Annotated in this window: 17 protein-coding genes; 6 read left to right on the forward strand and 11 right to left on the reverse strand. The window is 71.7% G+C overall.

Going from position 1 to position 18,119, the window contains the following annotated elements:
- Window positions 1-46 precede the first annotated feature (46 nt).
- Window positions 47-439, forward strand: coding sequence for a hypothetical protein (locus VF092_11575; protein HEX6747921.1), 393 nt, complete (start codon window positions 47-49; stop codon window positions 437-439).
- A gap of 192 nt (window positions 440-631) precedes the next feature.
- On the opposite strand, the gene VF092_11580 is transcribed toward VF092_11575, so the two are convergent.
- From VF092_11580 to VF092_11610, 7 genes are all read right to left on the reverse strand, one after another.
- On the reverse strand, window positions 632-958 hold the full coding sequence (locus tag VF092_11580; protein ID HEX6747922.1) for a hypothetical protein: 327 nt from the start codon (window positions 956-958) through the stop codon (window positions 632-634).
- Window positions 959-1,124: 166 nt separating this feature from the next.
- Complete coding sequence (locus tag VF092_11585; GenBank protein ID HEX6747923.1) at window positions 1,125-1,466, reverse strand: hypothetical protein; 342 nt, start codon at window positions 1,464-1,466, stop codon at window positions 1,125-1,127.
- Window positions 1,467-1,829: 363 nt separating this feature from the next.
- Window positions 1,830-2,162, reverse strand: coding sequence for a hypothetical protein (locus tag VF092_11590; protein ID HEX6747924.1), 333 nt, complete (start codon window positions 2,160-2,162; stop codon window positions 1,830-1,832).
- Entirely contained in the window at window positions 2,159-3,526 is a 1,368-nt protein-coding gene (miaB, locus tag VF092_11595; protein HEX6747925.1) for a tRNA (N6-isopentenyl adenosine(37)-C2)-methylthiotransferase MiaB, read from the reverse strand. The genes VF092_11590 and miaB overlap by 4 nt, the downstream gene beginning before the upstream one ends.
- 209 nt (window positions 3,527-3,735) lie before the next feature.
- Window positions 3,736-4,014, reverse strand: coding sequence for a hypothetical protein (locus VF092_11600; protein HEX6747926.1), 279 nt, complete (start codon window positions 4,012-4,014; stop codon window positions 3,736-3,738).
- A gap of 11 nt (window positions 4,015-4,025) precedes the next feature.
- Window positions 4,026-5,276, reverse strand: coding sequence for a serine hydroxymethyltransferase (gene glyA, locus VF092_11605; protein ID HEX6747927.1), 1,251 nt, complete (start codon window positions 5,274-5,276; stop codon window positions 4,026-4,028).
- A 220-nt stretch (window positions 5,277-5,496) separates the two neighbouring features.
- On the reverse strand, window positions 5,497-6,876 hold the full coding sequence (locus tag VF092_11610; protein HEX6747928.1) for an erythromycin esterase family protein: 1,380 nt from the start codon (window positions 6,874-6,876) through the stop codon (window positions 5,497-5,499).
- A 284-nt stretch (window positions 6,877-7,160) separates the two neighbouring features.
- Here VF092_11610 and VF092_11615 point away from each other — a divergent pair, with 284 nt between their 5' ends.
- A complete protein-coding gene (locus VF092_11615) occupies window positions 7,161-9,245 on the forward strand; it encodes a M13 family metallopeptidase (protein HEX6747929.1) in 2,085 nt (694 codons plus the stop codon).
- 69 nt (window positions 9,246-9,314) lie between these two features.
- On the opposite strand, the gene VF092_11620 is transcribed toward VF092_11615, so the two are convergent.
- The 4 genes from VF092_11620 to VF092_11635 all read right to left on the reverse strand — a co-directional run bounded on the left by VF092_11620 (window position 9,315) and on the right by VF092_11635 (window position 14,726).
- On the reverse strand, window positions 9,315-10,235 hold the full coding sequence (locus tag VF092_11620; GenBank protein HEX6747930.1) for a LysR substrate-binding domain-containing protein: 921 nt from the start codon (window positions 10,233-10,235) through the stop codon (window positions 9,315-9,317).
- Window positions 10,236-10,337: 102 nt separating this feature from the next.
- The gene (locus VF092_11625; protein HEX6747931.1) at window positions 10,338-10,514 is read right to left on the reverse strand and encodes a hypothetical protein; all 177 of its coding nucleotides are present in this window, start codon (window positions 10,512-10,514) and stop codon (window positions 10,338-10,340) included.
- 84 nt (window positions 10,515-10,598) lie between these two features.
- Window positions 10,599-10,778 carry a hypothetical protein gene (locus VF092_11630; GenBank protein HEX6747932.1) on the reverse strand — a complete coding sequence of 60 codons (180 nt, stop codon included), beginning with the start codon at window positions 10,776-10,778 and terminating at the stop codon, window positions 10,599-10,601.
- A 105-nt stretch (window positions 10,779-10,883) separates the two neighbouring features.
- A complete protein-coding gene (locus VF092_11635) occupies window positions 10,884-14,726 on the reverse strand; it encodes an AAA domain-containing protein (protein ID HEX6747933.1) in 3,843 nt (1,280 codons plus the stop codon).
- A gap of 47 nt (window positions 14,727-14,773) precedes the next feature.
- Here VF092_11635 and VF092_11640 point away from each other — a divergent pair, with 47 nt between their 5' ends.
- The 4 genes from VF092_11640 (at window position 14,774) to feoB (ending at window position 18,088) form a co-directional block, all read left to right on the forward strand.
- The gene (locus VF092_11640) at window positions 14,774-15,052 is read left to right on the forward strand and encodes a hypothetical protein (protein ID HEX6747934.1); all 279 of its coding nucleotides are present in this window, start codon (window positions 14,774-14,776) and stop codon (window positions 15,050-15,052) included.
- Window positions 15,053-15,396: 344 nt separating this feature from the next.
- The gene (locus VF092_11645; protein HEX6747935.1) at window positions 15,397-15,678 is read left to right on the forward strand and encodes a FeoA family protein; all 282 of its coding nucleotides are present in this window, start codon (window positions 15,397-15,399) and stop codon (window positions 15,676-15,678) included.
- Window positions 15,679-15,682: 4 nt separating this feature from the next.
- Window positions 15,683-15,907, forward strand: a complete 225-nt coding sequence (locus VF092_11650; protein ID HEX6747936.1) for a FeoA family protein — start codon at window positions 15,683-15,685, stop codon at window positions 15,905-15,907.
- Window positions 15,908-18,088 (forward strand): ferrous iron transport protein B, encoded by a 2,181-nt coding sequence (feoB, locus tag VF092_11655; GenBank protein ID HEX6747937.1) that lies wholly within the window; start codon window positions 15,908-15,910, stop codon window positions 18,086-18,088.
- Window positions 18,089-18,119: the final 31 nt, after the last annotated feature.

The raw sequence follows: 18,119 nt of genomic DNA on the forward strand, positions 1-18,119 counted from the left end.
GGCCCGTCGGGGTCGGGCCGGCGGGGCGATGAACCGGAGGTGCGAGATGCTGCTGCGCTTGAAGATCGGGATCGCCGTGGCGCTGACGGCGCTCGCGGCCGCCGCGTGCGACGGGGCCAGCGCCTTCACCGGCTCGGACGTGGGCCTCAACGGCGGCACCTCCGGCGGCACCGGAACGATCCAGGGGCTGGTGACCGCCGACGGCACCGGCCGCGGCGGGATCTCCGTGATCCTGATCGGGCAGGATTCCACGGTGACGAACGGCTCCGGCGTCTACACCTTCTCGCCGGTCGCCTCGGGGACGTACCAGGTGTCGGTGCGCGTGCCGATCGGCTTCGCCCTGGCCGCGGGGCAGACCGCCACGCGCACGGTGACGGTGCCCAACGGCGGCACCGCGGGCGCCGCCTTCATCCTGCAGAGCACGACGACGGTGCCGTAGCCGCGGAGAAACGCCGGGGCTCCAAGTGGACGGAGGGCGGGAACGATAAACGGAGGGGACGGGGCGCGCAAGCCTCGTCCCCTCCGTCTGCTTCCACCCGTGCCCTCGACTCGTCGACGGCCCGGCGGCGGGCCCCGGTCGGACCCGCCGCCGTTCGGTTTCCGGCCGCTGGCGCGGCCGCCGTGGACGCGCTCAGTAGCAGGGGAGCGCCATCATGGCCGCGTCGCCGCCGGCCTCGCCCGCGGCGTAGAGGTACGTCCCGCACAGGTCCGTGACGCAGTAGTCGCAGCTGCGGCCCTGGCAGGTCGGGTCGAAGCACGTGCCCCAGCAGCTTTCGGGGCAGGTGTAGCAGCTGGCCGGACAGGTGGCCTGGCAGGTGTTGCAGCAGGTGCAGCAGCACGGATCGCAGCAGCACACGCAGCACAGGTGGCCGCGGACCGTCCCCCGTCCGCCCGGCGCGTGGGTGATCTCGAAGGTGTCCACCGAGATCGCGTCGAGGTCGAGCTTCACCTTTTTCATCGCGCCCTCCCTGGTCCAGAAGTGATCGTCCGGCGGCCGCGGGGCGGGGGTCCGCCCGAGTGCGGGGGAGCGGCTCGCCGGGTGCCGCAAAACAGGTCCGATTTCGTGCTCCATTCAGCGCGCGGGGCGGGCGGCGCACCGGTGCCGCCCGCCCCCGCGAACGCGCTCAGTACACCGGGTACTCCTCGCAGATGATCTGGTAGTTCGAGGGGCAGTAATCGCAGGTGCGGTCGCAGCTGCCGTAGCAGCTGAAGTCGCACGACCACTGGCCGGGGCAGGTGCCGCAGCTCTCGCAGGTGCCGCACGCCGTGGCGCAGGTCTGGCAGGTGCCGCACCCCGTCAGGCAGGTGTCGCAGGTGCCGCCGCACGAGTTGCCGCCCGTGCAGCAGCAGGGGCAGCAGCAACAGCAGCACACGTGTCCCTTCACGGTGCCCCGCTCCCCCTCCGCGCGCGTGGTGGTGAAGGTGTCCACGCGGATCGCGTCCAGGTCCAGTCGCAGCTTCTTCATCGCGGCCTCCGTTGGTGGGATCTTGGACTCTCCTCGGAGGCGGGCGACTCACCCGTCCCCGTACGCTCCCGCAGCCGGTCCGTGCAATCGAGATTGGCGATGAATTACGTCCGGATCAGTGTCTCTTGAGCGCAAGGTAAGTGGCCTTGCGGCGCCATCAAGAGGCTTGAGGCGCGTTTTCTGGAGATCGCGAAAAGTCTCAAAAACCACCGGACGGCGCGGTGGGATCCGTCCCGGACAAACGGCTGGAGCTGTGGGGAGAACGGCCCACGGAAATATTCCCGGGCTCCATCTGGATTGTCTTAAAGATGCTGATGCGATGCGAGGCGAGAGCCGCGTCCCGGATGGTGGGACCCTTGTCCGTCAGGAATCGACGGCGTCGCGCGGGTCGGGGCGGGGGACGAGGGGATCCGCGGGCGGCGGCGCGGATGGCCGGTTCGGGGCGGCGGGCGCGGGCGCATCCAGGAGCCCGTGCGCGCGCAGCAGCTCGCGGGTGCGGCGGTCCTGCGGGAGGGACAGAAGCAGCATCGCCGCCATCCCCAGCAGGAAGGCGGCGAAGAAGAAGATGGAAAGCGGGACGGCGTACAGCTGCACGAAGCCCAGGCTCACACTGACCCGCTCGAAGCGGTTGGCGAACGCGAAGAGGCCGGCCAGCACCCCGCCGGCGGCGATCGCCGGCCAGCCGGGCACCCTCACGCGGCCAGCTCCGCCGGCTCCGGCGCGGACACCAGCTCGCCGGCGAAGGTGGCGCCGGTGGTGGACGTCAGCCGCACCTCGGCGAAGGTGCCGATCAGCGACGCGGGGCCGTCGAAGTTCACCACCTTGTTGCTCTCGGTGCGCCCCTGCACGCCGCCGCGCCGGCCCTCCTTCTCCACCAGCACCTCCTCCACGCGGCCCACCTCGGCCTGGTAGATCTCGGCCTGGATCTGCCGGTGCAGCTCGATCAGCCGCTCCAGCCGCGCCTGCCCCACCGCCTCGGGGACGAACTGGTCGCGCGGGAGGCGGGTGGCCGGCGTGCCGTCGCGCTCCGAGTAGCGGTACATGAACGCGTCGTCGTAGCGCACGGTGCGCATCAGCTCGAGCGTGGCCTGGTACTCCTCCTCCGTCTCGCCGGGGAAGGCCACGATCACGTCGGTGGAGAGGGCGATGCCGGGCATGGCCTCGCGCACCCACTCGATCTTCTCCAGGTACTCGGCCACGGTGTAGCGCCGCAGCATCCGCTTGAGCGTGCGGTCGTGGCCCGACTGCACCGGGAGATGGAGCTGCTTGCAGACGGTGGGCTCCGCCGTCATCACCTCCACCAGCTCGCGGGTGAAGTCGTTGGGGTGCGGGCTGGTGAAGCGCACGCGGCGGATGCCGTCCACCCGCGCCACCTCGCGCAGCAGCCGGGGGAAGGTCCAGTCGCCGTGCTCGTAGCTGTTCACCGTCTGCCCCAGCAGGGTGACCTCGGGCACGCCCTCGGCGGCGAGCTGGCGCACCTCGGCCAGGATCGCCCGCGGGTCGCGGTTCTTCTCGTCGCCGCGCACGTAAGGGACGATGCAGTAGGTGCAGCGGTAGTTGCACCCGCGCTGGATCGGCACCCAGGCGGATACGGACGAGGTGCGGCGCGCCGACACCCCCTCGTAGTTCTCGAACGGGTCGAAGCCCAGCACCGTCAGCCCGCGCGCCCCGCCGCCGATCGTCGGCAGCGCGCGCGCCTGCTTCGCCGCTGAGGGTCGGAGCTCGGCGAGCTTACCCGGGAGCTGGCGGTAGGCGTCGGGACCCATCACCAGGTCCACGCCGCCGGCGCGGCCGAGGAGCGACTCGCCCATGCGCTGCGCCATGCACCCGGTGACGCCGACGACGGCGCCGCCGCGGCGGAACTGCTGCAGCTGCCCCACGCGGCCGATCACGCGCTGCTCGGCGTGGTCGCGGATGGCGCAGGTGTTCACCAGGATGACGTCGGCGTCGTCGGGGGTGTCGGTGGCCACGTACCCCTGCTCCGCCAGGATGCCGGCCATCAGCTCGCTGTCGCTGATGTTCATCTGGCATCCGTACGTCTCGATGTAGGCTTTCTTCATGGGAGATTTCGAGTCCTGCAAACGCGGTCCGTCCGGAACCGCCTGCGTACACCGCACCGGCCGCGGGGTTCGCGATCAGGAATATACAAAGAGGTCTCACGCAGAGTCAGCAGAGTCGGCGGAAGAACTGCAGTTCCTCTGCTGACCCTGCTGACTCTGCGTGAGACAAAATGAGAGCAAGACACCCAGCGGAATTCCGGGGATCGCGATCACATCCCGCGCGGCGGGTCGTCCTTCTCCCCGCGCTCGAGATCCTTCATGCGCAGCCGCAGGAGGTCGTCGAGCGAGTGGTCGGGGACGTGGTAGATCTCCGCGAGGAAGCGGCGTGTCTCGGCCTCGTTGGCGTAGAGCTGGCGCAGCATCGCCGCCAGGCGCTCCAGCGGCAGCCCCAGGCGGCCGGCGGCGCCGGCGAGGCGCTCGTACGCCTCGCGGCGCGCCTGGCGCTCTTCGTTGGTCTCGCCCTCGAACCAGGGCTCGCGCACGGGCATCGCCTTTCTCCTCAGGCGCGCGCCCACTCGCCGTAGAGCGGGAAGCGCGCGCACATCTCCCGCACCTCGCCGCGCACCTCGGCGGCGACCTGCTCGTCGTCGGGCTTCGCGATCACCCGCTCGATCAGCGCGGCGATGGCGCGCATCTCCGTCTCGCCCAGCCCGCGCGTGGTGAGCGCGGGGGTGCCGATGCGGATCCCCGAGGTCACGAACGGGCTCTCGGTCTCGCCGGGCACCGTGTTCTTGTTGACGGTGATCCCCGCGCGGTCGAGCGCCTTCTCCGCCACCTTCCCCGTCACCCCCTTGTTGCGCAGGTCGACGAGCATCAGGTGGTTGTCGGTGCCGCCGGAGACGAGGTCGAAGCCGCGCTCCATCAACCCTTCCGCCAGCGCCTTCGCGTTCGCGATCACCCGCCCGGAGTAGTCCTTGAAGTCGGGCCGCAGCGCCTCGCCGAACGCCACCGCCTTGGCGGCGATCACGTGCATCAGCGGCCCGCCCTGGATCCCGGGGAACACCTGCTTGTCCACCGCCTTGCCGTGCTCCTCGCGCGCCATCACCAGCCCGCCGCGCGGCCCGCGCAGCGTCTTGTGCGTGGTGGAGGTGACGATGTCGGCGTGGGGCACGGGCGATGGATGGTGCCCGGTGGCCACCAGCCCGGCGAAGTGCGCCATGTCGACGATCAGCTTCGCCCCGCTCTCTCGCGCGATCTCGGCGAACACCTCGAAGTCGATGATGCGGGGATAGGCGCTGGCGCCGGCGATGATCGCCTTCGGCTTCACCTGCACCGCCTGGTCGCGCAGCGCGCCGTAGTCGATGCGGTGGTCGTCCGGCCGGACGCCGTAGGCCACCACGTTGAAGAGGCGCCCGGAGAAGTTCACGGGCGAGCCGTGAGTGAGGTGCCCGCCCTCGGACAGGTTCATCCCCAGGATGGTGTCGCCCGGCTCCAGCAGCGCGAAGTAGGCGGCCATGTTGGCCTGCGCGCCGGAGTGCGGCTGCACGTTGCAGTGGTCGGCGCCGAAGAGCTCGAGCAGCCGCTGCTGCGCCAGCCGCTCCACCTCGTCCACCACCTCGCACCCGCCGTAGTAGCGCTTTCCCGGGAGCCCCTCGGCGTACTTGTTGGTCAGCACCGAGCCCATGGCTTCGATCACCGCGCGCGAGGCGAAGTTCTCGCTGGCGATCATCTCCAGCTGGCTTTCCTGGCGGTCGGCCTCGGCCACCAGCAGCCGGTGGATCTCGGGGTCGGCGGACTTCAGCGATTGCATCGGGCGGCTCTCGGAAGCTCTCGGGTCGTCGGTCGGCGAGCCGGGAAACTACCCGCGCCCGCGGGCGGTGTCGAGAGCGGACCACGTGTCTCGTCGCCGCTCGATCAATCCTGAACAGCAGGTCTCACGCAGAGTCAGCAGGGTCAGCGGAGAACTGCAGCTCGTTCTCACTGCTGACCCTGCTGACTCTGCGTGAGATCAAGTCTTTCCCTGTATCAGATCAGATGTAATCCGGCGGGGCGGTGGTGTCGATGAAGAGGATGCCATGGTACTGGTCGCCGATCACCTGCAGGAGCGGGGTGACGCCCCAGTCCTTCGAGATGGTCACCCGGCGGATCCACTCCGTGCCGCTGCCGGCGCCGGCCTGCGAGAGGTCGACGAAGAAGTGCTTCAGCCGCACGGGATAGAAGGTGGCCTCCAGGCTGTTCGGCGACGGCGCGCTCACCTGGTAGACGCGGCGCGCGTTGTCGGCCGCGGTGCCGCGGTACATGAACAATCCCACCGTGTACAGCTCGCTCGCGTGCCGCTGCGCCACCCAGGTGCCCATCGTGGCGATGCCGGTGGACGGGTCGCCGTTCTCGTAGCTGTGGCCGCGGTCGGCCTGGATGTGGTAGTTGTGCGCCCAGACGATGACCTTCTTCCCCGGATGGATCGACGTGAGCAGCGCGTCCAGGTTGTCGGCCATCCCGGGATCGCGGTAGCTGGTGAGCTCCTCGCTGGTCTGCGCGCGCAGGTGGCGCAGGTAGCGGGCGCGCGAGAAGGCCAGCTGCCGCGCCACGCGCGCGGGCTGCGGGTCGGCGGCGAAGGCGGCGGAGAGCGCCTGCGCGTGCGCGTCGAACCACGCGGTCAGCGAGTCGTACGTCGCCACGGCCTGCAGCCCCGCGTCGGACTGGGCGAAGGTGGTGCGGCCGGCGACGAACATCGCGTCGAGCTGGCGGATGCGCGCGGCGTAGTCCGGATCCAGCCTGCCGATCACCGACTCGAGGAACGCGGGCGCGCCGGCGTTCTCGCTGACCGTCGACGCCTGGATGTCGAAGCCGGCGAGGGTCAGCGGGTGCGCGGTGGACTGCGTCTCCTTGATGTACTGGAAGAGGGGGAGCACCTCCGCCGTGTGCCAGACGCCGAAGATGCAGTGCCGCATCAGGTTGGTCGCGGTGAGCGTCGCCACCTGCCGGTTCGCCGACCAGCAGTCGTACAGCCCGCTCTCGAAGGCGATGACGTCGTAGCCCAGCTCCTCGTGCAGGTAGCGGATCAGGCGCACCTTGGCCTGGTCGAACTCGCGCACGCCGTGGCCGCTCTCGCCCAGCTGCACGATGCGCTTGCCCTGCAGCAGCGGCTCCAGGAAGCGCAGGTCGTCGAAGCGGGTGGAGGTGAGCGAGCGGATCGGCTCGCGGTGCGACTTCACCCACGACACCCACGCCGCGTCCGACGGCGCCGCGGAGGGATCGGTCGGCGTGGCCAGCTCGGCGTCGGAGAGGAGGCGGTCGGCGCCGGTGCCCGATCCCCTGGCGAGCGGGTCGGTGGGCGCGTCGTGGCACGCGGCCGCGAGCGCGGCGATGAGGACCAGCGGGAGCCGGCGGAGGGTCGGTGCGGCGCGCATGAAGGGGGCCTCCGGGGAAGCGGGATCTGCGGCGGGTGCTCAACCTTGCCGGGGATTCCGCGGCTGGCGCAACCCGTCCGCGGCCGCCCGCGACAAACTGGTGACGGGCGAATGGCTTCGCGGCTGGGCAGCGAGTCGACCCGCACCATGAACCGCTCGTCATCTCATATCGAATTCATATCGTGAGATACGGAGATTGGGATTGGACGTATCTGCATCTCCGTGCTAAGGTCCTGGCATTACCTTGGTCGATCCACCTTCCGCTGGTCGATGGAGCCCACCCGATGAGCATCTTCCGCAGCAATCTCCGCATCTTCCTCGGCTGCTTGGCCCTGGCCGGGTGCGCGGCCGCGGCCGTCCCGTCCGGTACCGAGCCCGCTCCGCCCGCGGCCGGCTCGGCGAGCGCGGCGGGGAGGGGGATCGATCCCGCGAACATGGATCCTTCGTGCAAGCCGTGCGAGGAGTTCTACCGCTATGCGAACGGCGGGTGGCTGGCGCGCAACCCCATCCCCGCGGACCGCTCGTCGTGGAGCAGCTACAACGAGGTGGGCGACCGCACGACGGCCACGCTGCACGCGATCCTGGAGGAGGCGACGGCGCGCGCCCGCTCCGCGCCCGCGTCGCTGGAGGGGAAGCTGGGCGCCTTCTACGCGTCGTGCATGGATTCCGCTCGCGCGGAGGCGGACGGGGTGTCGCCGGTCGCGGGCGAGCTGGCGCGGCTGGCGGCGCTGCGGGACCGCGCCGCGCTGCCGGCGGAGCTCGCGCGGCTGAGCCGGGAGATGGGCGGCGGCGTCCCCTTCCAGCTCTTCCCCAGCCCCGACGACCGCGACGCCACGCGCACCATCGGCGTGGTGTGGCAGGGCGGGCTCAGCCTTTCCAGCCCCGAAGACTACACGCGTGGCGACTCCGCCTCGCGCGCGCTGCGCGACGACTACCGGCGCCACGTCGCGCGGATGCTGGTGCTGGCCGGCTCGTCCGAACCCGCGGCGGAGGCGGATGCCGCGCGGGTGCTGGAGATGGAGACGGCGCTCGCGCGGTCGTCGATGACGCGCGTGCAGATGCGCGATCCCGACGCCATCTACCACAAGCTGACGCTGGCCGAGCTGGCCGCGCTGACGCCGCACCTGGACTGGCCGGCGTATCTCCGTGCGCTCGGCGCCCCCGCCGCCACGGAGCTGAACGTGTCGCAGCCGGAGTTCATGCGCACGGTCGACCGGCTGCTGGCCGAGGCGCCGATGGAGCAGTGGTCGGCGTTCCTGCGCTGGCACGTGCTGAACGACGCGGCGGGCGTCCTCAGCACGCCGCTGGCGGACGCGAGCTTCCGCTTCTACTCGCGCTTCTCGGGCGCCACGCAGCGGCAGGCGCGCTGGCGGCGGTGCGTGAACATCGCCAGCGGGGCGCTGGGGCCGGCGCTGGGGCGGCTGTACGGCGAGCGGGTGTTCACGCCGGCGGCGCGGGCGCGGGCGGAGGAGATGATCGCAAACCTCAAGGCCGTGCTGCGCGACCGCATCGCCGGGCTGGCGTGGATGAGCCCCGCCACCCGCGCCGAGGCGCTGCGCAAGGCCGACGCGCTGCGGGCCCGCCTCGGGTACCCGGACACCATCCCCGACTACGCGCCGCTGCGGCTGGCGGGCGGCGGATCGTTCGTCGACCACCTCCGCGCGGTGGCGGCGTTCGACAACGCGCGCGAGTGGGCGAAGATCGGGAAGCCGACGGACGCCTCGCAGTGGGGCACGGTGCCGCAGCGCGTGAGCGGCGTGTATGACGCCAGCCGCAACATGCTCACCTATCCCGCGGCCAAGTTCCAGCCGCCGTTCTTCGACCCCGAGGCCGACGACGCGGTGAACTACGGCGCGCTGGGGAGCACCATCGGCCACGAGATCTCGCACGGGTTCGACGACGAGGGTCGGCAGTACGACGCAGGGGGGAACCGCCGCGACTGGTGGACGGCGGACGACGCGGCGCGGTTCAGGGCGCGCGCGGACCGGATGGTGGCGCAGTACGACGGCTACGTGGCCGTCGACACGGTGCACGTGAACGGGCGGCTGACGCTGGGCGAGAACATCGCCGACCTGGGCGGGGTGACGCTGTCGTACTACGCGCTGCAGCGGGCGTTGCGGGGGAAGCCGCGCACGCCGATCGACGGGCTGACACCGGAGCAGCGCTTCTTCATCTCCTGGGCGCAGAACTGGCGCGAGAACGCCCGCGACGCGCAGCTGCGCACCGCCGCGCGCACGGATCCGCACGCGCCCATGCGCTGGCGCGTGGTCGGGCCGCTCTCGAACCTCCCCGAGTTCGCACGCGCGTTCGGCTGCAGGCCCGGCGACCCCATGGTGCGCCCCGACAGCGTCCGCGTGGAGATCTGGTAATCTGAACAGACAGGTCTCACGCAGAGTCAGCAGGGTAAGCAGTTGAACTGCAGTTCTCTGCTGACTCTACTAACTCTGCGTGAGACTTTCTGTCTGGATTTTCGAGACATCGCGGAGGACGGCGGCGAAGCGCCCGGCGGCGGGCGGGAGGTCGCCGGCGCGGTGGCAGAGCGCGACGACCGTGGTGCGGTCCGCCGGCGCGGAGAGCGCGGCGTAGGCCACGCCGCCCCAGCGCAGGCGCCGGAACGACGCGGGCGCCAGCGTCACCCCCAGCCCCGCCTCCACCAGGCCGACGATGGTGAGCCACTCGTGCGCCTCCTGCACGATGGCCGGCGCGAACCCCGCCTCGCGGCAGAGCGCGGTCACACGGTCGTGCAGCCCCGGCGCCACCGCGCGGTGGAAGTGCACGAACGGCTCGGCCGCGAGCGCCGCCAGCGGGATCTCGTCGCGCCCGGCCAGCGGGTGCCCGGGCCAGAGCACGGCCACCAGCTCCTCGTGCAGCAGCACCTCGCACGCGATCTCCTCCTCCGGCGGCGGCTCGCGCGCCACGCCGACGTCGATCACCCCGTCGCGCAGGGCGGCGGGCTGCGCGGCCGAGGGGAGCTCGCGCAGGCGCAGCTCCACGTCGGGCGTGCCGTGGCGGAATGCGCGGATGGCGCCCGCCAGCAGCGTGGGGAGCGTCGACGCCGCGAATCCCACGCTCAGCACGCCCGCCTCGCCCCGCGCGGCACGGCGCGTCTCTTCCGCGCCGCGCTCCGCCTGCGCGATCAGGCGGCGCGCGTGGGCCAGCAGCACGCGCCCCGCCTCGGTCAGCTGCACGCGCGGGCGGCGGACCAGGAGCGGCGCGCCCACCATCGCCTCGAGCCGCTGGATCTGCTGCGTCAGCGGCGGCTGCTGGATCCCCAGCCGCTCCGCCGCGCGGCCGAAGTGCAGCTCCTCCGCCACGGCCACGAAGTAGCGCAGGTGGCGGAGCTCCGGCGTCCGCGTCATTTCGGCTTCGGGAGATGGGATTCGATGCACGAACGGCCCGGCGTGGAGAGGTCCGCGCCGGGCCGCTGCGTCATCGGGGAGGGACGGCCTCGCGCCGCGGGCTTACACGCAGCCGATCACGGTGCAGCCGCGCGCGCTCGGGCAGCGGTCGATCTCCGAGCCGCACCCGTTGAACGTCGGCCGCACGTGGGCCAGGACGGTGCCCTGGGCCTTCTCGGCGGCGGCGGTCTCGAACGACTCGACGGACAGCGTCTCGAGGTCGAGCTGGATCTTGCGCATGGCGGCGTCTCCGGAGTGGGAGTGGTGGAGTGAGATGCGGATCGAAGCGCGATCCGCCGGGCCTGTCCTCGACGATCTGCCGGCTCAGCAGGTCTGCGTCGGGGCGCAGAAGCCGGTGGCGCACCCGTCGATGGGGGTCTGGCAGCCGTCGTTGGTGCCGCGGGTGGGCTCGTTGGCCAGCACGGTGCCCTGGCCGCGCTCGGCGGGGGCGGTCTCGAACGACGCCACCGTCAGGCTGTCGAGCTCGAGCTTGATCTTGCGCATCCGGATACTCCTCGGGTCACGGGATGTGGGTGCCGTGGCCCCGCTGCGGTGCGCACGGCAGTCTCGTGCGGCTGGCAGCGCCTGCACGAAGGGGACCACCCGCGATCACCGCGTATGGATTCTGGCGCGAACCGCCGTGCCGTCCGGGGCGGGAAGGTCGATCTCGCGCACCTTGCGCCACGGCTGGCGCAGGTAGCCCTTGATCGCCATCGACTCGGTCATCACCCGTTCGTCGCGCGGGAGGGCGCGCAGCACCTCGTCGCTCATCAGCACCACCAGCTTGGCCCGCGGGCGGGTGATGGAGACGTTGAAGCGGTTCGGGTCGAGGAGGAATTCCGCCTCGCGCTCGGCATACTCGCGGTCGGCGACGGCGTAGGAGACGACCACCATCTCCCGCTCGTTCCCCTGCATCCGCTCCACCGTGTCCACCACGGGGAGCTCGCCGTACGCCCACCCCATCGTGGCCAGCTCGTGCAGGATGGCGCTGTTCTGCGCGCGGTGCGGCGAGAGGATGGCCAGCGCCTGCTGGCGGAACGCATCCGGCTCGTACGCGCCACCGGTGGCCGGATCGCGCAGCCCCGCGCGTGCCAGCGTGGCGATGCGCGCCGCCAGCCGCGCCTCGAACGGGTTGCGCGCGGTGCCGCGGAAGTCCGCGTAGGTGACCAGGACGACGGAGTCCTCGGGAGCGAAGACGAGGTCCCAGAGCAGCGCGTCCGCCGGGTCGGAGAGGTCGACGCCCTCGGGCGAGACGAGGACGCGCCGCTCGGGGACCATCGACACCAGGCCGGGATAGAAGGTGCGGCGCGGATAGCCCACCAGCGCGCGGTTCATCCGCCGGCTCTCGCGCAGCGCCAGCCGCCCGAAGCGCCCGGCGAAGTGGGCGAACGCCGAGCCGAACAGCGTCTCCCCGTCGTCGTAGCTGCCGCGGACCACGGGCGCGAGCTGGCGGTCGTCGCCGCACAGGATCACGCGGCCGCCGCGGCGGATGGACGAGAGCGCGATCAGCGAGTCGGCCACCTTCATCTGGCTCGCCTCGTCGATCACCACCACGTCGAACATGGGGGTGATGGGGACGTCTTCCGCGACCTCATCTTCTCCCGGCTCCAGGGAAGCGGCGCGCATTCGCTTCCACAGCGACCAGACGGTGGAGCCGACGACGACGGGGAGGCCGGTGGCGTCCGACTCCTCCAGGATCCCCGCCAGCCGCTCGTCGCTGGCCAGCTCCACGCCGGCGTCCTTCGCCTCGCGGTCGGCCTCGCTTCCCCGCCCCTCCAGCTTCACCAGCCGCAGGGGAGATGCGATCCCCGCCGCCTCCAGCTCGCGCGCGACGCGGACGAGCACGTTGGCGATCGCCCGGTGCGTGGCGGCGGTGACGAGGATGCGCAGCGGCTTGCCGGCGGCCCTCGCGGACGCGGCGAGGCCCAGCAGCGTCCACGCGAGCAGGTACGTCTTCCCCGTTCCCGGCGGGCCCCAGATCACCGTCAGCGCGCGCTCGAAGGCGGCGCGCCACGCCTCCGCCTGCTCCGCGTTCAGCACGGGGCGCGGGACGCGCGCGACCGTCTCCGCCCAGCCAGCGTCCGCGTCCAGCGGGGAGATGAGCCAGTCGGGTGAGATGGTCCCATCCAGCAGCCCGCGGACGAAGCGCGCCTCGCCGCGGCCGTCGGCCAGGTGGCGCAGGGTGGCCACGACGCGACGGGTGTTGAAGTCGGCCTCGGCGCGGTCCAGCACGCAGCGCCGGTCGAACTTCAGCAGCCCTTCCGCCTGCAGCCGCGCGAATCCGTAGTCGGAGACGAGCGTCACCCGCGGCCGCTCGTGCGCGAGATCGTACGCGGCCAGCTCCACCATCAGCTTGCGGCGCAGCCACGGCTTGCGGTCCGTCTCCGCCAGCATCTCGCCGTTGTCGTTGGTCAGGACGAGGGCGAACTCGCCGGGGCGGAACTTCGCTTCGCGGCACTCGGGATCGAACTCGAACACCCACTCGCGGTCGGAGATGCGCTCCACCGGCTCCAGCCCGGTGATGCACTCGAAGCGCTTCGCCCGGTCGCGCGAGGGGAGCGTGTGCAGCGTGCGGATGGCCAGCGCCTCGGCCGCCGCCTCCAGCTCGGTGAAGATGCGCAGCGTCTCCAGCACGGGATCGCGGATCGGCTCGGCGGAGACGACGGGCGCGGGGCCGCCGCCCTCCATCCTGAGCCGCGGCGCGCGCGCGCGCGACGCCTGCTCGCGCACGCCGCGGACGACGGAGTCCACCGCGTCGAGCTTCGACATCACCGTGCGCTCGATCTCCGCCCGCACCTCGTCCGCCGTCTCCTCCCCCCGCTCGTTGCGGTGCGGGCGGCCGCGCCAGGCGTTGTGGATGCGCTCGAAGGCCACCTGCGAGCTGAGCGGCCAGCCGTAGTCCGCGCGCGGATGCCAGGCGTGCGCGCGCTCCGCCGGCCGCAGCGCGGCGGAGACGGCGGCCAGGTCGAGCGCGTAAGGTACGGGGAGCGCGAACAGCTCCGAGACGGCGTCGACCACCACCGTCCCCGGCGCGGCGGAGGCGGCGCGCAGCCCGGCGGACGCACCCGCGGCGGCGGGGAAGACGAACCCCGCGAGCGCGGCGATCCCCGGCTGCGCGTCGGGGTCGGAGAGGTGGCGATGGAGCACGCCGCGCAGCAGCTCCAGCTCCTGGCGGTCGTAGACGAACACGTGCAGCGGCTTCTCGCCGCGCGCGCCGTTGGGGCCGCCCGCGCGCAGCATCGCCATGGCCGCGTCGCGGAGGCGGGCGAGGAAGTCGCGCAGCATCTCCCGCTCGCCGCGCGTGCTCCCCTCGCGCGAGAGGATGACGTGCGCCTGCGGCCTGGCGCCGGAGCGCTCCGCGCGGAAGCCGAGCGCGAACACCGTCCCGCTCGCCGGATCGTACTCCGCGGAGAGGACCACGCGCACGCGCTCGCCGTCGCCCAGCAGGTGCGTCTGCTTCTCCTGCTCCACCAGCTTGCGGTAGGAGAGCGCCTGCGCCCGCTTCTTCAGCGCGCTCTCGCCGTTTTCCAGCGCATACGAGCCGGTGTACGTATCGGATTTGATCCCCTGGAGATTGAGCTGCTTGACGGTGCGGATGCCGCGACCGTGCAGCACCTGGCGGGCGACCGGGGTGATGCCGGGGACGCGCGACAGGTCGTCGCCCGCGTCGGCCTCGGCGCGGCAATGCTGGAAGAAGGGGCATCCCGCGCAGACGGGGGACAGGTGCCACGCCGCGTCCTTCGGCTCCATGGCGGCGATGCGCGGCAGGTCCTCGCGGAGGAAGCGCTCCACGTGGTGGCGATAGGCGGCCAGCGCGAAGCGCCGCGGCCCCCGCGCGCCGCGGTTCCACACCCATCCCCAGCGCGTGTCCACGCGCGCGTCCAGGCCGGTGGCGCGGACGATCTCCTCCAGCAGGATCGTGTAGAACGCCACCTGCGCGAAGTGGTGCACCGCGCGCTCGCGGCTCCACTTCACGTCGATCACCCCCAGGCGCAGCCGCCCGTCGGGCCAGCGCCCGATGCGCACCAGGTCCGGCTGCCCGGGCGCGAAGTCCAGCGCCAGCGCCGGGTCGATGCCGAAGCGCGCCGCGAACGCCTCGGGGTCGGGGATCTCCAGCTTGGGCTGCACGAGGAACTGCACCGGGCCGGGATCGCACAGGATCTCCAGCACCTCGCCGAACTCCAGCGCCCGTGCGTCGCCGCGCGGCGTGAAGCCGCCCACGCGCAGCGCGTCCGCGCCGAAGCGGCGGACGAGCGCGGACACCTTGCGCCGCTCGAACGCCTTCCCGGCGGACGCGAGCAGCCCCATCCCCGGGCGGGGATGGCGCGGCGGCACGTCGGCCGCGGGCGCAATCTCCCAGCGCAGCTTCCGCTCGCAGCGAAAGCGGAAATGCTGCGCGAGCTGCGATCCCGTGAGGCGCAGGGGCGTTGTGCCGGTGCCGCTATGGATCAAAGTTCAGGCGGTTGAGAGATACGGCTCACACGACGCGGAGGACCACCATGGCCATCACCATCTTCTACCAGGAGTACAGCCCGCGCGCGCAGGAGGAGTTTCGGGAGTGGATGACTGCGCATCCCGATGCTTTCTACCTGAATCAGCGCGGCCCACGGGATTACATGATCCACAAAGGGAGCTGTCCCCATCTCTTCCACGAAACGCAGCTGCGCCTCACGGCGAGCAAGAAAGTCTGCGCGCCTGACGCATCGGAGCTGCGGGGATTCGCGAAGGAGGAAGGTGCCACGATCAACCCTTGCAGCACCTGCGGAGCTCACGCTTGAGCCAACGCCAAGCCGCGTTCGGGTGTACGGTACGTTAGCCATGTACACCGTTGACGGGCAAGGGTTTGCGCATCTCCGGCGATCCTTGTTCTCACGCGGAGCCGCGGAGACGCGGAGAACCCTGGGGCCGGCTCCTCCGCGCCTCCGCGGCTCCGCGTGAGGCCCTTCGGTTTTCCCGGAGGATGGAGGAAGGGGAGCGGCGGGGACGGGTGTCGAGTATCTACAGGCGGAGACGTGACATCGGCGGGCACGTTCCGCTTGCGTGCACGCGTGCGAATCGGTATCATTCTCCATCGGTTGAAACCGATTCTCATCTTCACCGCCGATCCTCGACGCCCGGACCGATGCTGAAGCGCATCTTCACCCGCAAGAAGGCACCCGCCGCGCCCGAGCGCTGCGCCGGGTGCCCGCTGGCTGCCTGCGCGAGCGGGTGCCAGGCCGCGGTGCTGCGGATGGAGTGCGAGGACCACGAGGCGCACCGCCTCCGCGGGATGGGGCTGTTCGAGGGCACCTGCGTGCGCGTGCTGGACTCGCGCAACGGGATGCTGCTGGAGGTGAAGGGCGCCCGGCTGGCGCTGGGCCGCAAGCTGGCCGACGCCATCCACGTTCTCCCCCTCGGGGCCTGACGCCTTGGAGCGGCCCCTGTCGGAGCTGGATCCGGGCGAGCGGGGGAAGGTGACGGAGATCGCCGGCGACGCCGACGCCGTGCGCCGGCTGATGGACCTGGGACTGATCCGCGGGACGACGGTGGAGATGATTCGCCGCGCGCCGCTGGGAGACCCGATGGAAGTGCGCGTCCGCGGCTTCATGCTGACCCTGCGCCGCGCCGAGGCGGAGCACATCACGGTGGAGTAGATGGACCTGATCGAGGCCGGCACGCCGCCGGCCACTCGCGCACCCTCGCCCGCCACTGCGCGCGGCGGGGGTTTGCTGCATGTGGCCCTGGTCGGCAACCCCAACACCGGCAAGAGCACGCTCTTCAACGCGCTGACCGGCATGCGGCAGCGCGTGGGCAACTATTCCGGGGTGACCGTGGAGCGCGTCGAGGGCCGGTACCGCGACGCCGACGGCCGCCCCGTGGCCGTGCTGGACCTTCCCGGCACCTACTCGCTCTCCGCCAACTCCCCCGACGAGGAGATCGCGCTCGCCGTCCTCCAGGGGCGCGCCGAGGGCGTCATCCTCCCCGACGTGGTGGTGGTCGTCGCCGACGCGCAGAACCTGGAGCGCAACCTCTTCCTGGCCAGCCAGGTGCTGGAGCTGGGCCTCCCCACCGTCGTCGCGCTCAACCAGGTCGACGCCGCGCTGGCCGCGGGCGTCCGCATCGACCCCGTGGAGCTCACGCTGGAGCTGGGCGCCCCCGTCGTCGCCACTGTCGCGACGAAGGGGGAGGGGATCGAGCTGCTGAAGCAGGCGGTGTCGCAGGCGACGGATCTCCCCCTCCACGAGCGGCGCTTCGAGCTGCCGGCGGAGGCGGCGAGCGCGCTGCGGCCGCTGGAGGAATGCCTCGTCGCCGGCGGGTTGAACCCGTCGGCGGCGGGGATGGAGGCGCTGCGGCTCCTCGCGGTCACCACCATCGGTCCGCACCTGGCGCACGTCGCCGGGCTGGCGGAGGCGGTCGGGCGCGCGCGCGCGGAGGCCGAGGCCGCGGGGCTCTCCCCGCGCTCGCTGGAGGCGGAGGCGCGCTACGGCTGGATCGCCGGCGTGGTCGAGCGGACGACGACGCGCACGGCGACGGGGAAGAAGTCGCTCACCGACCGCGTGGATACCGTCGTGCTCCACCGCGTGTGGGGGCCGGTGATCTTCGTGCTGCTGATGGCGCTGGTCTTCCAGTCCATCTTCTCCTGGGCCGAGCCGCTGATCGGCCTGGTCGAGGGGCTGTTCAACGGCCTGGGCGGCACGGTCGGCGCGCTCCTGCCGGAGGGCGACCTGCGCTCGCTCGTGGTCGACGGCGTGATCGCGGGGGTGGGCTCGGTGCTCGTCTTCCTCCCGCAGATCACCATCCTCTTCCTCTTCATCGGCATCCTGGAAGACAGCGGGTACATGGCCCGCGCGGCCTTCATCATGGACCGCTTCATGAGGAGCGTGGGGCTGCACGGGCGCTCCTTCATCCCCCTCCTTTCCGGCTACGCCTGCGCGGTGCCGGGGGTGATGTCGACGCGCACGATCGAGAATCCCAAGGACCGCTTGGCGACGATCCTGGTGCTGCCGCTGATGAGCTGCTCGGCGCGCATCCCCGTCTACACGCTGCTGATCGGCGCCTTCATCCCGCCCGTCGCCGTCGCGGGGATCTTCAACCTGCGCGGCGTGATGCTGCTGGCGATGTACCTGCTGGGCACGCTGACCGCGCTGGGGATGGCGGCGGTGTTCAAGAAGACGCTGCTGAAGGGGCGCGCGCGGCCGCTGATCATGGAGCTGCCGCCCTACCGCCTCCCCCGCCCGCGCTCGCTGGCGATGTCGGTCGGCCACCGCGCGTCGATGTTCGTGCGCCGCGCGGGGACGGTGATCCTGGCGCTCTCGATCGTGCTCTGGGCCCTGGCGACCTATCCCAAGTCGCACCCGCAGGCGGGGCTGGGCGAGGCGGCGGCGCAGGAGCAGCAGCTGGCCAGCAGTGCGCTGGGGCGGATCGGCAAGGTGATCGAGCCCGCCGTGCGGCCGCTGGGGTACGACTGGAAGATCGGGGTGGGGATCGTGAGCAGCTTCGCGGCGCGCGAGGTGTTCGTCTCCACCATGGGCACCATCTACGGCGTCGGCTCGTCGAGCGACGAGACCAGCGGCGCGCTGCGCGAGAAGCTGCAGCGCGAGCGCGACCCGCGCACCGGCAGGCTCGCCTACACGCCGCTGATCGCCACCGGGCTGATGGTGTTCTACGTCTTCGCGCTGATGTGCATGAGCACCATCGCCGTCGTCGTCCGCGAGACGGGCGGCGGGAAGACGGGGATGAAGTGGGCCGCGTTCCAGTTCGCGTACATGCTGGCGCTGGCGTACACGGCCGCCTTCATCGTCTACCGCGGCGGCCTGCTGCTGGGCCTGGGGTGATTGACCGTTGGACGATCCCAGGAAGACGTCA

It is taken from the genome of Longimicrobium sp., from assembly GCA_036377595.1.
Taxonomy (GTDB): Bacteria; Gemmatimonadota; Gemmatimonadetes; order Longimicrobiales; family Longimicrobiaceae; genus Longimicrobium.

What these genes read in the sequence shown, in the direction of transcription:
- VF092_11575 (HEX6747921.1), top strand. Translation starts at nt 47, where the DNA reads ATGCTGCTGCGCTTGAAGATCGGGATCGCCGTGGCGCTGACGGCGCTC.
- VF092_11580 (HEX6747922.1), bottom strand. Translation starts at nt 958, where the DNA reads ATGAAAAAGGTGAAGCTCGACCTCGACGCGATCTCGGTGGACACCTTC.
- VF092_11585 (HEX6747923.1), bottom strand. Translation starts at nt 1,466, where the DNA reads ATGAAGAAGCTGCGACTGGACCTGGACGCGATCCGCGTGGACACCTTC.
- miaB (HEX6747925.1), bottom strand. Translation starts at nt 3,526, where the DNA reads ATGAAGAAAGCCTACATCGAGACGTACGGATGCCAGATGAACATCAGC.
- VF092_11600 (HEX6747926.1), bottom strand. Translation starts at nt 4,014, where the DNA reads ATGCCCGTGCGCGAGCCCTGGTTCGAGGGCGAGACCAACGAAGAGCGC.
- glyA (HEX6747927.1), bottom strand. Translation starts at nt 5,276, where the DNA reads ATGCAATCGCTGAAGTCCGCCGACCCCGAGATCCACCGGCTGCTGGTG.
- VF092_11610 (HEX6747928.1), bottom strand. Translation starts at nt 6,876, where the DNA reads ATGCGCGCCGCACCGACCCTCCGCCGGCTCCCGCTGGTCCTCATCGCC.
- VF092_11615 (HEX6747929.1), top strand. Translation starts at nt 7,161, where the DNA reads ATGAGCATCTTCCGCAGCAATCTCCGCATCTTCCTCGGCTGCTTGGCC.
- VF092_11620 (HEX6747930.1), bottom strand. Translation starts at nt 10,235, where the DNA reads ATGACGCGGACGCCGGAGCTCCGCCACCTGCGCTACTTCGTGGCCGTG.
- VF092_11625 (HEX6747931.1), bottom strand. Translation starts at nt 10,514, where the DNA reads ATGCGCAAGATCCAGCTCGACCTCGAGACGCTGTCCGTCGAGTCGTTC.
- VF092_11630 (HEX6747932.1), bottom strand. Translation starts at nt 10,778, where the DNA reads ATGCGCAAGATCAAGCTCGAGCTCGACAGCCTGACGGTGGCGTCGTTC.
- VF092_11640 (HEX6747934.1), top strand. Translation starts at nt 14,774, where the DNA reads ATGGCCATCACCATCTTCTACCAGGAGTACAGCCCGCGCGCGCAGGAG.
- VF092_11645 (HEX6747935.1), top strand. Translation starts at nt 15,397, where the DNA reads ATGCTGAAGCGCATCTTCACCCGCAAGAAGGCACCCGCCGCGCCCGAG.
- feoB (HEX6747937.1), top strand. Translation starts at nt 15,908, where the DNA reads ATGGACCTGATCGAGGCCGGCACGCCGCCGGCCACTCGCGCACCCTCG.